Source organism: Embleya scabrispora (assembly GCF_002024165.1).
In the GTDB taxonomy this organism is placed as follows: Bacteria; Actinomycetota; Actinomycetes; order Streptomycetales; family Streptomycetaceae; genus Embleya; species Embleya scabrispora_A.
Window position 1 is genome coordinate 909,718 of record NZ_MWQN01000004.1, and the last position, 13,843, is coordinate 923,560.

Here is a 13,843-nt window from a genome sequence, read left to right on the forward strand (position 1 = left end):
CGAGACCGAGATATCACCATCCAAGGTGCAGTGGCGTACACCTGCGTGCGGTCGTCCGGGACGACATGCACGTTCGAGTCGTGTGGGATCAGCATTCGACGGCAAGCCGATCCAAAGAGTTTGAGGCTGGAGGTGCGATGAGCAAACCGACGGTAACCAATCCGTGGATTACCGCCACTGTCGCCGCCGCCACCGAAACCCCCGAGGTCCCGGACACGCGTCCCTCCCCGCCGCCGGCGACGATGATGCCGACCCGACCTCATCCCGGAGCGGTGCCGCCTCCGCAGGACGGCGGTCTGCCGATCCGGCACCTGCACCCGAACGAGCAGGCGCCGTGGTGGTGGCTGGGCTGTCACGGCGGCGCGGGCGTCGGCATGCTCGGCGCCACCTTCCCCGCCGGTCGCGACGCGCATCGGCACTGGCCGGTCCCCGTGGACGGCACCTTCGCGTCGGTCCTCCTCGTCGCCCGGACCAATGTCCCGGGTCTGCGCGCGGCCCAGACGGCCGCCCGTCAATGGGCCTCCGGGGCGGTGCCCCAGGTGCGGTTGCTGGGACTCGTGGCGGTCGCCGACGCACCCGGCACACTGCCGAAGCCATTGCGCGACCTGGTGAAGCTCGTCGCCGGGGCCTTTCCCCGCACCTGGGCCATCCCGTGGATAGAACCCTGGAGATTCGGCGAGACCCCCCCGATCGCCCAACTCCCGAAATCGCTGGCCAGGTTGGCCGGCGATTTAAGTCACGTCGTTGCGAGAAACTGAGGCCCCGTGGTGAAATCCACTCTGCTGAATTCGTTTCACGGTCTGCACACCTGGGTGACGGACGACAAGACCCCACCGCCGACGCAGCCCCCGGGCAAGAACATGCCGAACCCGAAGAACTATTCGCCTCCCGCCGATCTCACGAACGGCATCGCCAAGGTCGCGGGTATGGTCTCGTACGGCATTCTCGCTTTCTCGTTCCTGGTCGCCCTGGTGTGCACCGGCATGATTTGGAAGGCGCACAAGGACGGCGGTCAGGCTTCCTTCGTCGGGCTCGGCATGGCAATGCTCACGGTGATCGTCTCCGGAAGTCTGGCCACCATCTTCAACTACATCACCTGAGCCACGGAAACGAAGACCTTCGCACCGTGATTCGCGGCCCGATCCGGAGTAGAGCGCATGGCCTGGTTCAGAAAGGAACAGTCGGCGTCGAGTGGATACGACGACGATGAGGGAAGTCGCTTCGCGCAGCCCGGCTTCATCGCATCCGCGCTTGTCATTCTGTTCGTCATCCTCAGTGCCGTCTATCTCGCCGTCGCGGGAAACGATGGGAAGCCTCGGGCGACCGCGTCGCGGCCCCCGGCCGCGCCCGGAGTCGCCCCGGTGACCCTCGGACCGGTGCGGGAGGGCGGCGCGCCCGCACCGAAGGGTTGCCCGTTCATTCCGGCCGCCGAGATATCGCGTCCGGTGCAAGCGCCTGCCAACATCACCTGGCAGCCGTTTCGTACCGTCTCCGTCCCCGCGTCGTCGATCGCTGGGCCGATGATCACCCAGGGCGACGTGGCGCATTGTTATGCCCAGACGCCCACCGGCGCCCTCGTGGCCATCGCGCAGATCACCACTCGCTACGCCCTGGCCGAGAACTGGCTCACCGTGGTCAGCCAACAGGTGTTGCCGGGACCAGGGGCGGACGCCTACTCGCTTCCCCGGATCGAGAAGGAACTGACCTACGGCAGCGCACGTATGCCCGAACCCGGCAGCATGTCGCAGTTCGCGGGATTCAAGTTCGTCAATTACAGCTCCCTGTCCGCGGCCGTGGAAATCGCCCGCCGCCGTCCCGACGGATCGCTTCAGGCGTTCGTGCACACGGTCGTGTGGAAGGACGGCGACTGGAAGCTGGAGCTTCAGCCCGACGGCGGCGACTCGCCCACCGGCCGGGATCTGATCTCACTTGAGGGATTCGTTCCCTGGGGGGGCTCGTAGCCACGTGATTCGGCACATACGACGGCGTGCGCGGGGCAACTCCCCACGCGCTGCCCACAAAACCCGACGCGGTCGGTTCCTCGCGGTCCGCGTGGCCATCGTGGCCGGTCTGCTCATGTCCTTCTTCGCTCTGCAGAGCGAGCACCCCAGCAGCGCGGTGGATAAGTACGACAAGACGTGTGTGTGGTTCCCGGAGAACGCGGCGGGGTCGACCTGGTCGTTCTACTGTCCGAGCGACGACAAGACCAAGCCCGAGGACGAGCACGGCCAATGGAGCGTCTTCCAGCTCCTGGGCGGCGATCGCAACACCATGGACTTCGCGTTGACGAAGTGGCGCTCCGACAAGCTCAACCTGACCGGCAAGGCCCTGGCCGCGGCCGGGCCCCAGAACGTGCCCAACACCTTGACTCGGGAGCAGAACGAGTCGTTCATGTTGGAGGGCGCGGAGAAGGCGCTGAATCCGTGCGCCATCATGGACGGCAGCTGGGGCGGCGGCGGCGAGAAGCACAACGTCGTCTGCGTGGACGTCCGCGCGGATCTGGTGGCCAAGAAGCATCCGTGCGCGCGTGCGCCGGAGAAGTCCCGGGCGCTGTGCATCCAGGAGCACGATGTCTGGCTCGAGTACGCCAAGCCCGCGGCGGGTGACCTTCCGATCTGCGACGCGGGATCCAAGGTGTCGACCTGCCCCGACGCGAACGTCGTCACCCAGAACTCGCAACGCAAGACCGAGGACGACAACTTCCTCTCCAAGCCCATCACGTTCATCCGTGAGCAGAGCAAGGTCGCCGTCCGGTTGACCCTCCTGTGGTGGGTGACCGCGCCGGATCCGCTGATCAGCGACGACCACACCGACTGCGACCCGACCAGCGAGAAGCAGACCGACCGCACGAAACCGGTTCCGTGCAGCCGGAACACCACCGACTTCCTGACTCGGCACACGAATCCGTTCACGTACTTCCTGGCGCTCGCGTGTGTCATCTTCGCCGGGTTCAAACTCGCGTACACCCGCGACGTGAGCTCGGTGAAGGACGTCATCAAGGGCACGCTCACCCTCGTCATGGTCACCGGCAGCGCGATCTTCCTGGTGAACGTGGCAGTCAGAGCCTGCCAGGCGTTCACGGACTGGATCATCGTGCGCGGGCTCAGTCCGGAGGCCGACGGCACGACCACCTCGCAGAAGGCACTCCAGGGAGCCGCGGACCGATTCGCCCAAAGCCTGGAGGGCTTCGACTCGTTCGTGCTCTTCCTCCTGGCCGCGTTGATCATCATCGCGTCCAACATGGTCCAGTACTTCTACATGACGGCCCGATTGTTCTTCGTGATCGTGCTGACCGGGACTCTGCCGCTGACCGCGGCGGCCACCTCGACGGCGGCCGGCCTGAACCTGTTCCGGCGGCACATCTCGTACTTGGTGGCCTTCATCTTCGTCAAGCCCGCCTCCGTGATCATCTTCGTCGCCGGCGCCCGGCTCTGGGCACCGCCGGGCTATGAGGCGCTGGATTACAACGACCAATTCCGGGGCCTGTTCGTACTCGCCCTCGTCACGCTGGTCGGTCCCGCGACCGTCCGGGTCGTCTTCGCCATGACCGGTCCGGCGGCCGGCTCCAACGCGGCCAACATCGGTGCGGCCGGTGCCGTCCTCACGGTGGGCGCGAGGAGCGTCGGAGGGGCATCGAACCTGGTGCGGCACCGATCCCAAGGGGGCAACTGATGAGCAACATCACCAACCAGGACGTCCGTACCTACGGGAACTGGCAGCGGCCGATCTCCCCCGGCCTCGGCCGCCTGGGCTTCATCGGGACCGCGGCAGGCATCGCCGGTCTGCTGCTGGTCATCCTCGTCATGATGGTCTCCTTCGTCGGCGCGATCATCGTGGGCGTGCTCATCGCCCTGTCGCTGGTGCCGATGATCATGCGGGACAAACACGGGCGCAACGGCCTTCAGTGGGCCGTGGCCCGGGTCTCCTGGGGCGCCGGCAAGACGCAGGGAGCCCATCTGTACCGCTCGGGGCCGCTCGGTCGGATCCTTCTCGGTACCTGCAAGCTTCCCGGGCTGGCCGCCGGATCCAAGCTCTACGACGCGCACGACGCCTACGGCCGGCCGTTCGCGATCGTCACGATCCCCGCGACCAACCACCACACCGTCGTGCTCACGTGCAGTGCCGACGGCGCCTCCCTCGTGGATCCCGAGCAGGTGGACATCTGGGTCGCGTACTGGGGCCAGTGGTTGTCGCAGATCGGCCACGAGCCCGGCCTGGTCGCGGCTTCGGTCACCATCGAGGCGGCCCCGGACACGGGCGAACGACTGCGCAAGGAGATCGAGTTCAACATGAGCGAGGGTGCGCCCCCGCTCGCCAAGCAGGTGCTGGAGGAGGTCCGTGAGGCCTACGGAACGGGGTCGGCGCAGATGTCGACCCGCGTCGCGCTCACCTACTCGGGGGCCGCGCGCGGCGCCCGCGCCAAGCGCTCCGCCGAGGACATGGCGGTCGACCTGGGCATGCGCCTTCCCGGCCTGTGCAGCAGCCTGCAGATGACCGGGGCCGGCCCGGCCCGGCCGATGACCGGTCGGGAGCTGACCGAACTCGTCCGGGTCGCCTACGACCCGAGCGTCGCCACGTTCATCGACCAGGCCCGTTCCGAGCCGAAAAGCGATCTGCGCTGGGACGACGCCGGTCCGACGGCCACCGAGGAAAGCTGGGGCCACTACCGGCACGACAGCGCCTTCTCGGTCACCTGGGCGATGTCGGAGGCGCCGCGTGGCGAGGTCTACTCCAGCGTTCTGACCCGCCTGGTATCGCCGCACCCGGACATCATGCGCAAGCGCGTGACGCTGTTGTACCGGCCGCACGACCCCGCGACCTCGGCCCGGTTGGTCGAACGCGACCGCAAGGACGCCATGTTCAAGGCCAAGCAGTCCAAGCTGGGCAACGCCCGTGACTCGATCGCGGTGCAGGCGGCCGAACAAGCCGCTCGTGAGGAGGCGACCGGCGCGGGTCTGGTCCGGTTCGCGATGCTGATCACCGCGACCGTCAACGAGGCGGCGGACATCAAGCTCGCGGCGTCCGCGGTGGACAACCTCACCGCCTCTTCCCGGATTCTCGTCCGACGGGTCTACGGCTCCCAGGCGTCCGCGTTCGCGGCCGCGCTCCCGCTGGGTCTGGTCCTGCCCAATCACCTCAAGATTCCGCAGACCCTGCGCGAAGCGATGTGAGCAGGCCCGGTCACCGGCACACACAGTTCAGGAACCAAGGGAGTTGAGCCCGTTGACGAGTGACACCTCGCTCGGTGGTGGCCCCACCTTCGACCAGTCGGTGTCGGCTCCGTCGTCGGCGGCGCCCGCCGAACCCCGGGGGCGCCGGGGGCGGAAAGCGAAGAAGCAGGCGGACAAGGGCGCCGACGCGGAGGTTCGGCCGCTGATCCGTCGCCCCGGGCCGCGCGGCTACCGCGGCTGGGGACAGGGCACGCCAGGGTATGTCGAGACCCCGCCGGAGTGGCGGGGTACGACCGTGCAGGTCTGCGGCCTGTGGCCGTTCGGGGCCGGTTCGGGCACGCCCGGTGTCGGGGTGCCCCTGGGCCGGTCCCTGGCGGGCGGCGCGACGGTGTGTTGTGACCCGATCAGTTGGTTCACCCGGGCCAACCTCCTGCTCAACCCCAGTGAGTTCGTGCTGGGCAAGCCCGGTCTCGGCAAGTCCACGATCGTGCGACGGCAGGCCCTGGGGCTGGCCGGATACGGCGTCAACCCGGTCGTGTTCGGCGACCTCAAGCCGGACTACGTGGACCTCATCCAGGCCCTGGACGGGCAGGTCATCTCGCTGGGACGCGGACGCGGCTATCTCAACGTGCTCGACCCCGGAGAAGTGACCGAGGCTGCCGTGCGCCTGCCGCTCAAGGCCCGGCAGGCGCTCCTCGCGGAGGCGCACGGCCGGCGGCTGAACGCGGTGGCGTCCCTGGTCACCGTGTTGCGCGGACGACCGCCGACCGACCGCGAGGAGAGCATCCTCAACACCGCGTTGACGGTCCTCAACGACCGACACGACGGCGTACCGGTGATGAAGGACCTCGTGCGGCTGTTGCAGGACGCGCCCGAGGCCGTCCGCGCGGTGGCCCTCGACCGCGGCGACATCGCCCGCTATCGGGACATCACCGAGGACCTGGAGGCGTCGCTGGTGGGTCTCCTGGGTGGCGGCCGGTTGGGCGAGTTGTTCGCGCACCCCACCACCGAGGCCATGCACCACGACCGCCCGGTCTGCTTCGACGTCAGCAGCATCGACGACTCCGAGGGCCAACTCCAGGCCGCCGCCCTGCTCGCCTGCTGGAGCTACGGATTCGGCGCGATCTCGGTGGCCCAGGCCCTGGCGGACGCCGGACTGGAGCCGCAGCGGCACTACTTCGTCATCCTCGACGAACTCTGGCGTGTGCTGCGCGCCGGACGGGGTCTGGTGGACCGGGTCGACGCGCTGACCCGCCTCAACCGTCAGCGCGGTGTCGGCATGGCGATGATCACGCACACCATGTCCGACCTGTTGGCGTTGCCCGCCGAAGAGGACCGGATGAAGGCCAAGGGCTTCGTCGAGCGTGCCGGCATGGTGATCTGCGGTGGGCTGCCGGCCGCGGAGATGCCGCAGTTGACCGAGGTCGTGAGCATGACGGAGTCGGAGCAGCAGATCATCACCGACTGGTCCACTCCTCCCTCCTGGGACAGCGAACTGGGAACCGACTCGGCTCCTCCCGGTCGAGGGAAATTCATGATCAAGGTGGGCGGTCGGCCCGGAATCCCGGTCCAGGTCGAACTCACCCCCTCCGAGTTGCGCATCAACGACACCAACCGCAAATGGACCACGTGACATGGCCGGTCGAAAGCTGCGTGGTCCAGACGCCGGGACGGGATTCGGCGCGCTCGTGGGCCGGTTGGTCCTGGTCCTGCTCGCGGTGGCCTCGGTGCTCGTGTGGAGCGGTCCGCCCGCACAGGCCACCGATTATCCGAACACCCCCGGCAGTCCGACGATCTGCCTCCAGGTGCCCAAGGATCTCCAAGGGGTCTTGTTCCGCATCTACTGCCCGGGGCAGATCGCCTTCGACATGTCCAATGACGCCGACGGCTGCAACGGGAGCAGTAGCGAAGTCCACTACCAGAACATTCCGGACGGCGACATCACCAACGCCCTGCACAACCTGAAGCCTCCGTGGTGCAAGGCGGGAGACGCCAGTTTCCTGGACCACTGGCTCCTGGAGGGCAAGCACAAAAAGAACGGGCACCCCGATCCCGGGCGGATCGAGGAGAATCCGTGCGACGCGATCCCGAAGGAGAACCGGGCGGGTTGCGCCGACATCAGACAGTCGAAGTACCAGGATCTCAACACCCACCCGTGCCTGTGGAAGAACCCGGCCACCGGCAAGCCGATCCTCGAGGTCGAGAAACAGTCGTATTGCCTGCAGGACAATCCCTGGTTCACGGACGGCTACAAACCCCCGGGCCGAGGTGACAAGAACGCCTACGACGCCGGCGACTACTCGGCTCCTCCCGAGGTCTCGGGACCGCTGATGGAGGGTGCGGGGTGGGTCAGTTGGGCCTGCCTGGTGGGCTGCTTCTTCAGCTCCTTCTGGCTGCTTTTCCAATTCGTCGGCGCCCGTCGCTCCGGCACGGAGATGGCCCACGGAACCATCTACGTGTTCATCGGAACCCTGATCGTCGGCAGCGCCTCCTCGATCGTTCAATTCATGATCGTGCCATGACATCCACCCCCCGCGGCGGGCATCGCCGACCATCGAGAGGAGCCTCGTGACGTGAGTGCCACCAATAACAAGCGCGGCCCCAACCCCTACGGCGACATGTACATGATCCTCGCCGTCATGGGCGTCCTCATGGCGGTCACCGGGGCGATGTGGGTGGGAGCCACGCTCACCAGGGCCGAGACCGACCTCGCGCCGCCGCCCCCGCCGATCATCCTGCTCGGCCTGGTGCTGGACAAGTACACGTGGCCGGGCACCGGTGCCACCGTGATCAGCGTCGTCCTGTGCCTGCTCATGGCCGCCGTCACCGCCGGCGCGACCTATCTCGTGGTGGTCTATCGCCGCCGCCTGCTCGTCATCGATCGTGCCATTCCCTATCTGGCCACCCCACGCGAACTCGGCGCGTCCACGACCAAGGGTGTGCGGCGCAAGGCGGACCAGTTCGGCGTGTCCCAGACCGAGGCGCCCGGCCTGTACATCGGCAAGACCGTGCGCCAAGGGCTCGACGTCTGGGGTTCGTGGGAGGACATGCACGTGGACATCTGGGGGCCGCGCACCGGAAAGACCACGTCGCGGGCGATTCCCAACATCGTCGCGGCGCCCGGTGCGGTGGTCGTCACCTCGAACAAGCGCGACATCGTCGACGCGACCCGGGCCTCGCGGGCCCGGCGCGGCAAGGTCTGGGTGTTCGACCCGCAGAACCAGGCCGGCGCCAAACCCACGTGGTACTGGGATCCGCTGTCCTACGTGGGCGGCAGCATCACGCTCGCGGTCAAGATGGCGAGTCGCTTCTCCGGCATCAACCGACCCGGACACGCGCGCAGCGACGCCTACTTCGAGCCCGCGGCGGAGGACCTGATCGCGCACCTGCTGCTCGCCGCCTCGATCAGCGGAAAGACCATCACCCAGGTGTTCACCTGGCTCACCCGCCCCACCGACGACACTCCCGAACGCATCCTGCGCGACGGTGGACACCACGCCTCGGCCGACGCGGTGGATTCGGTGATCACCGCGCCGGATCGCCAGCGCGCCGGTGTCTACGGCACGGCGGCCCAGATCATGTCCTTCCTCGTCGCACCGACGGTGACCGCGTGGATCGAGCCGGGCGACAACCCCAACCGTCCGGCGTTCGACTACAAGGCGTTCGTGCGCGGCGGGGACACGCTCTACATGCTCTCGGAAGAGACGAACAAGATGGCCGCTCCCCTGGTGATGGCCTTCACCGCGGCCATCGCCGAGGAGGCCGAGAACACCGGACGCGACTGCCCGGGCGGCCGGTTGCCGATCCCGATGCTCTTCGTGCTCGACGAGGCGGCGAACGTCTGCCCCTGGAAGGCGTTGCCGGACAAGTACTCGCACTTCGGTTCACGCGGCATCGTGATGATGACCATGCTCCAGTCCTGGGCGCAGGGCGCCGCGGCGTGGGGTGACGTGGGAATGGCGAAACTGTGGGGCGCGGCCAACGTGCGCGTCTACGGGGGCGGCGTCCTGGACACCAAGTTCCTCGGCGACCTCTCGGCCGCCTCCGGCATCTTCGAGCCGGGCACCCGGAGTTACTCCCGCAAGTCGACCGACTTCTTCGAGAGCAACGTCACCAAGGGCTCCCGCACCGAGCCCGTGCTCGACGTACCCGACCTGGCGTCCATGCCGCGCGGTCGCGCCTTCGTGCAGTTCAGCGGAGCGAAACCGGCGTTGATCCGCACGGTCCCGTGGTGGGAGACCGTATACGCCGACGAGATTCGGGCGTCGATCGCCGAATTCGACCCGGGTGCCCAGAACTCGCCCATGGCCCTGAAGAAGGTTTCATGAACGATCCCGACGAATCCGAGCCGCCCGTGGGCCGAGACGACGCGAACGCGGCGCCGCAGCCCGAGAAGATGTTCTTCTCCTCGGTGGAGGTGTTCGTCACCGAGTATCTGGCGCCGCTGCTCCGCCGCCGGCTCAACCGGTCGCTGGCCGTGTGGTGCCCCAGTTGGTGGGCTCATCCGGAGGCCGTCGCCCGACTGACGAGCCTGTGGCGGGCCTTCGAATACCTGCGCCGGGACGCGGCGTTGGGCAGTTCGATCTGGTGGACCCACCATGCCGACCCGCACCTGCGCGTGCTCATGGATCCCGACATCGGGCCGTTCGCCGTCTGCGATCCCAGGGACGGCCACAGCGGCAGCCCGTTGCCGGCCCTGCCCCTGACCCCCGTTCCCCCCGGACTGCTCGATCACCCCGGGTTCCGGGTCGAGGGATCGCTGTTCGAGGACATGCGGCGGCGGGACGAGCACGAGGAACCGCGGGAACCGCGGACCGGATATCCCAAGGACAAGGTCCTGAACAAGAACATCGGCTTCTGAGCCACGAGAAAGGGCAGCCGTCATGGCCGACGAAACCGGCGTCGAAGACATCTTGAAATCCGTCTACAACGTCATCGGGGAAACGATGGGCAGGGCGGAGCAGACGATGGACGTGGTGGGTTCGACGTTGCGCCTCGGTGACTACGTCCCGGGGCTGTCCACCGCCGCCAAGCTGACCAAGGGAATCGCGACCGGGAAATAGCCGGGCCGTTCGTCGAACAACACACAAGGGGCGGGGAAAGGGCGATGAGCAAGAAGAAGAGGAAGACCGGGCTGATCCTGGGTCTTTTCTCGGGGGGCTTCGTGGCCTTCGTCGTCCTGATGGCGACTCTCATCGCCGCCGTCACGAACCCGCTCAACGTGGCCAAGGGTTTCCTGAACATGGCCTTCAACGTCGACGCCGTTCCGGCCGCGTTCAGATCGTTCGTCGCGCAGACCGGAAACGTGTGCCCCGAGGTGACTCCCACGGTCGTCGCCGCGCAGATCGATCAGGAAAGCAGCTGGCGGCCGAACATCGTGAGTCCGGCGGGCGCCGTCGGGCTGAGTCAGTTCATCCCCTCGACGTGGGCGACCTGGGGTGGCGGCTATCCCCAGACCGATCCCCGGGCCAACATCATGGCTCAGGAGCGCTACGACTGCTATCTCGCCGGCGAGGTCCGCAAGATCCAGGCGGGGCAGTACAAGACGTGCACGATGACCATGCACGGCAGGGTCTACACCAACGCGGGGCCGAAGGCCGGCGAGACGCGCGGCGACGTGTTCGATCTGATGCTCGCGTCCTACAACGCGGGCCCCGGCGCCGTCTGTTACTACCGGGGAATTCCGCCGTGGCCCGAGACCGAGGGATACGTCCCCGGGATCAAGAACATCATGAGCAAGTACTCGGCGCCGCAGGTGAAGAACGCCGTGTACACGGGCGACACCAAGACGCTCGCGGGACGCGCCGTCAATGTCGCGAGGCAGACGATCGGCAAGTATCCGTATTCCTGGGGAGGCGGCACCTTCACCGGCCCCAGCGAGGGATTCGCCCAGGGCGCCGGAATCGTGGGATTCGACTGCTCCGGCTTCGTGCGATTCGTCTTCTACCAGGCGTCCGGCGGGGCGTTGAAGCTGCCGCGTACCACGGGTCCCCAGTCGGGCGTGGGTCAGCGGATCCTCTCCTCGGTCGGCCCTCCGAGCAAGGCCGAGGAAGCCAAGATGCAACCGGGGGACGTCATCTTCTTCACCAGTTCGGGCGGCGGGGTCGGCACTTCTGCCACCCACCACACAGCCCTGTACGTCGGGAACTCGACGACGATCAACGCGTACAAGACCGGCACCATCATCAGGGAGGACCCCTTCTCCCGATTCTCGAGGTCGGACATCTGGACGGTCCAGCGCTATTCCGTCACCACCACGGCGCAGGCCTGAGATGCGCGGACCCGTCGTGCTGCTGACGTCGTTGACGCTGGCCGCCTCCCTCGCCGGATGCGGCCTCGGCGGAGGCCGGAACCAGGGCGACGCCCACTCCTCCGGGCGGCCCTCTGCCTCCACCCGAGGATCCGGCGCGACGGCGAGCGCGCCTGCGACCTACCCGCAACCCTCCGTCGCCGCCTCCCCGTTGCCGGCGCTCGTGGGTCGTACCGGCACGCCCTCCGCGTCGCTGCCGGCACCGGCCGAGGTCGACGGCAAGAGCGCGATCGCCGTGGCGCGGGCCACCGCGGTCACGATGTGGACGGTGGACACCGAACTCGACGCGACACGGTGGGACGCCGCGCAGCGCGCCGCGCCCTTCCTGACCCCGAAGTACGCGGAGAGCCTGCGCATGAGTCCGCAGGTGTCGGGCCCCGGCGGAGTCTGGCTCGCCTGGGCCGAGCACAAGTCCGTCACCACGGTGACGGCCGCGTCGGCCGACGACCTTGGCAAGCCGGAGGACAGCGAGACCACGGCCTTCCACGCGTTCACCCTGACCATCACGCCCAAGGGGCGAGACGGCTGGGAGGGTCCGGCCACCACCATGACCGTCTTCGTCTCGCTCGAGCGTGCTTCGGCGACCCAGTCGTGGAAGGTCTCATCGGTACGCGCCGTCGACTGATCGGTCGAAACCGACGATCCCGGTGAGGCAGTGCACAGCCGTCGCCCGAGGGCGGTATCGGCTTGCCCAGTCGAGGGTTGGAAAGGTTGTCGGCCCCATGGCGACGGCCTAGCGTCGTCAGGGAATTCGACGGCGTCCAGACGCCGATCTCGAACATCGAGCACAGCGCAGGAGTACACCTTGGCCTCTCGGCGTGTCCTGAGACGCCGCCGGGCGCTGTCGACGTTGGCCACGATGCTTGTGACCCTGGGCGCGGCAACCGGCTGCACGTCGTTCGGCGGTGAGCAACCATCACCCGAGGAACACAACCCCGTGGCCCCGCCGGCGGCGGTCGCCGCGGCCACGCTGTCGGTGCCGCCGACCTTCGACGGCACCAAGGGCTGGCGCAACGAGGAGACGAACCGCGCCTACACGGTCGCGCCCCGCACCGGTTTCCTGCTCGACGTGTTCGCCGGGAGCGACCGGTTCCCGGCCCCGGAACCCTCGGCGAGCACTGCCCCCGCTCCCACGACAACCGCCGACGGGAAGCCGAACGGGACCGTCGTGATCGCTCGCGGCGCGGACAAGGGCACCGTGGTCTGGTCGTCCGCGCCCCTGAAGAGGTTGCAGATCGGGCGCGCTCCGCTGTTTCGGGTGGTGAACACCGCGGTGGGCGAGGTGGCGGTCCTGGTGCGCTTCGGCGTGGTTCCCGGCGACGGCCTCGTACGCTCGCGCCGACTCACCGTGGTGGACACCTTCCCGGTCTCCTCGTCGGGCAACGCCGTGGCGCCGACGCAACATCTCGAACGCGAGACCCCCGGCGACTTCGGCGCCGTCGAGATCTCGATCGGCGACGGCGGCGTGCTCTTCCAGGGCAACCGGGTGGCGGACGCCTCGGAAGGCGTCATCGAGGCGGATCCCGCCACACTGTGGAATCCGACGACGGGCGCGAGCAGCACCGTGCCCGCGGGGAACCGGCGCCGATCGACCGTGTGCGACGAGGCCGACGGCGACGGCTGCACCGTGCGGGACGTGCCCGTGTCGACTGTCGCCGGGGGTGTACTGACCGCGGAGATACCGGCCCGACCCCAGGGTCGATTCGGTCTCGTCGGCGGCTGGAGCAGTTCCGAGATCGGTCCCGAAGGACGCACGCGCGCGACGCTTCTCGGCACCCTGCCGGGCGCGATGGTGATCGCCTGGGCCGGCGAGGCCGGCAAACCGACACTGTACGCCGCACACGATCCCGGGTCGGGCGCGCTCCTGTTCTCCGGCCCCTGCCCCGCCCCGGGCGGTGGCGAGGTCGACCCGCAGGGGCTGCGATCGTCCTTCGCCGCCTCCCCCAACGGGCGCTACGTCGTGGCGGGTTCGCTGGTGCTCGACCTGTCCGCACGCACGCTCGCGTGCCTGGCCGGCGACCACGACCGCCGGGGTGTCGCGCTCGGCGCGGTCGGTGACGACGGCATCGCGTTCGGCTCGTTGCTCGCCGACGGCCAGGCCCCACGAGCGGAGGACGAGGCGGAACCCGCCAGGGAACCGGCGGTCGTGGATCTGGCCACGCGCCGGATCGATCCGCTTCCCGCGCGAACCGCCGTCCCGGATCTGCTCACGGCGTCGGGCGCGGGGTTGTTCACGCTCTCCGTCCAACGCGAGGAGGACACCACGTCATCGGCCGCGATCGCGATGTATCCGGCGGCCAAGGCCTCGCCCGCGAGCGCCCCGCCCGCGAAGTGAGTCCGTTGCCCACGACTTCGTTGCCCG

Annotated in this window: 13 protein-coding genes; all 13 read left to right on the forward strand. The window is 68.2% G+C overall.

Annotated features, from left to right (window positions below; genetic code table 11):
• The first annotated feature begins 137 nt into the window (after positions 1-137).
• The 13 genes from B4N89_RS44480 to B4N89_RS44540 all read left to right on the forward strand — a co-directional run bounded on the left by B4N89_RS44480 (position 138) and on the right by B4N89_RS44540 (position 13,816).
• Complete coding sequence (locus B4N89_RS44480) at positions 138-758, forward strand: DUF6668 family protein (RefSeq protein WP_078982297.1); 621 nt, start codon at positions 138-140, stop codon at positions 756-758.
• A 6-nt stretch (positions 759-764) separates the two neighbouring features.
• Positions 765-1,100: a hypothetical protein gene (locus B4N89_RS44485; RefSeq protein WP_078982298.1), complete on the forward strand. Its 336-nt coding sequence runs from the start codon at positions 765-767 to the stop codon at positions 1,098-1,100.
• 57 nt (positions 1,101-1,157) lie between these two features.
• On the forward strand, positions 1,158-1,961 hold the full coding sequence (locus tag B4N89_RS44490) for a hypothetical protein (protein ID WP_078982299.1): 804 nt from the start codon (positions 1,158-1,160) through the stop codon (positions 1,959-1,961).
• 115 nt (positions 1,962-2,076) lie between these two features.
• Positions 2,077-3,672, forward strand: coding sequence for a hypothetical protein (locus tag B4N89_RS44495; RefSeq protein WP_143658310.1), 1,596 nt, complete (start codon positions 2,077-2,079; stop codon positions 3,670-3,672).
• Entirely contained in the window at positions 3,672-5,171 is a 1,500-nt protein-coding gene (locus tag B4N89_RS44500) for an SCO6880 family protein (protein ID WP_078982301.1), read from the forward strand. Before B4N89_RS44495 ends, B4N89_RS44500 begins: the two co-directional genes overlap by 1 nt.
• A gap of 52 nt (positions 5,172-5,223) precedes the next feature.
• Positions 5,224-6,804 carry an ATP/GTP-binding protein gene (locus B4N89_RS44505; RefSeq protein ID WP_078982302.1) on the forward strand — a complete coding sequence of 527 codons (1,581 nt, stop codon included), beginning with the start codon at positions 5,224-5,226 and terminating at the stop codon, positions 6,802-6,804.
• A gap of 1 nt (position 6,805) precedes the next feature.
• Complete coding sequence (locus tag B4N89_RS44510) at positions 6,806-7,693, forward strand: hypothetical protein (RefSeq protein WP_078982303.1); 888 nt, start codon at positions 6,806-6,808, stop codon at positions 7,691-7,693.
• A 51-nt stretch (positions 7,694-7,744) separates the two neighbouring features.
• Positions 7,745-9,499, forward strand: a complete 1,755-nt coding sequence (locus tag B4N89_RS44515) for a type IV secretory system conjugative DNA transfer family protein (protein ID WP_235619346.1) — start codon at positions 7,745-7,747, stop codon at positions 9,497-9,499.
• The gene (locus B4N89_RS44520; RefSeq protein WP_078982304.1) at positions 9,496-10,032 is read left to right on the forward strand and encodes a DUF4913 domain-containing protein; all 537 of its coding nucleotides are present in this window, start codon (positions 9,496-9,498) and stop codon (positions 10,030-10,032) included. Before B4N89_RS44515 ends, B4N89_RS44520 begins: the two co-directional genes overlap by 4 nt.
• Before the next feature lie 22 nt (positions 10,033-10,054).
• Positions 10,055-10,234, forward strand: a complete 180-nt coding sequence (locus B4N89_RS44525; RefSeq protein ID WP_078982305.1) for a hypothetical protein — start codon at positions 10,055-10,057, stop codon at positions 10,232-10,234.
• Between the two features lie 44 nt (positions 10,235-10,278).
• Entirely contained in the window at positions 10,279-11,442 is a 1,164-nt protein-coding gene (locus tag B4N89_RS44530; RefSeq protein WP_078982306.1) for an NlpC/P60 family protein, read from the forward strand.
• A 1-nt stretch (position 11,443) separates the two neighbouring features.
• Complete coding sequence (locus tag B4N89_RS44535) at positions 11,444-12,106, forward strand: hypothetical protein (protein ID WP_078982307.1); 663 nt, start codon at positions 11,444-11,446, stop codon at positions 12,104-12,106.
• 234 nt (positions 12,107-12,340) lie between these two features.
• Positions 12,341-13,816 carry a hypothetical protein gene (locus B4N89_RS44540; RefSeq protein WP_143658311.1) on the forward strand — a complete coding sequence of 492 codons (1,476 nt, stop codon included), beginning with the start codon at positions 12,341-12,343 and terminating at the stop codon, positions 13,814-13,816.
• Positions 13,817-13,843 lie beyond the last annotated feature (27 nt).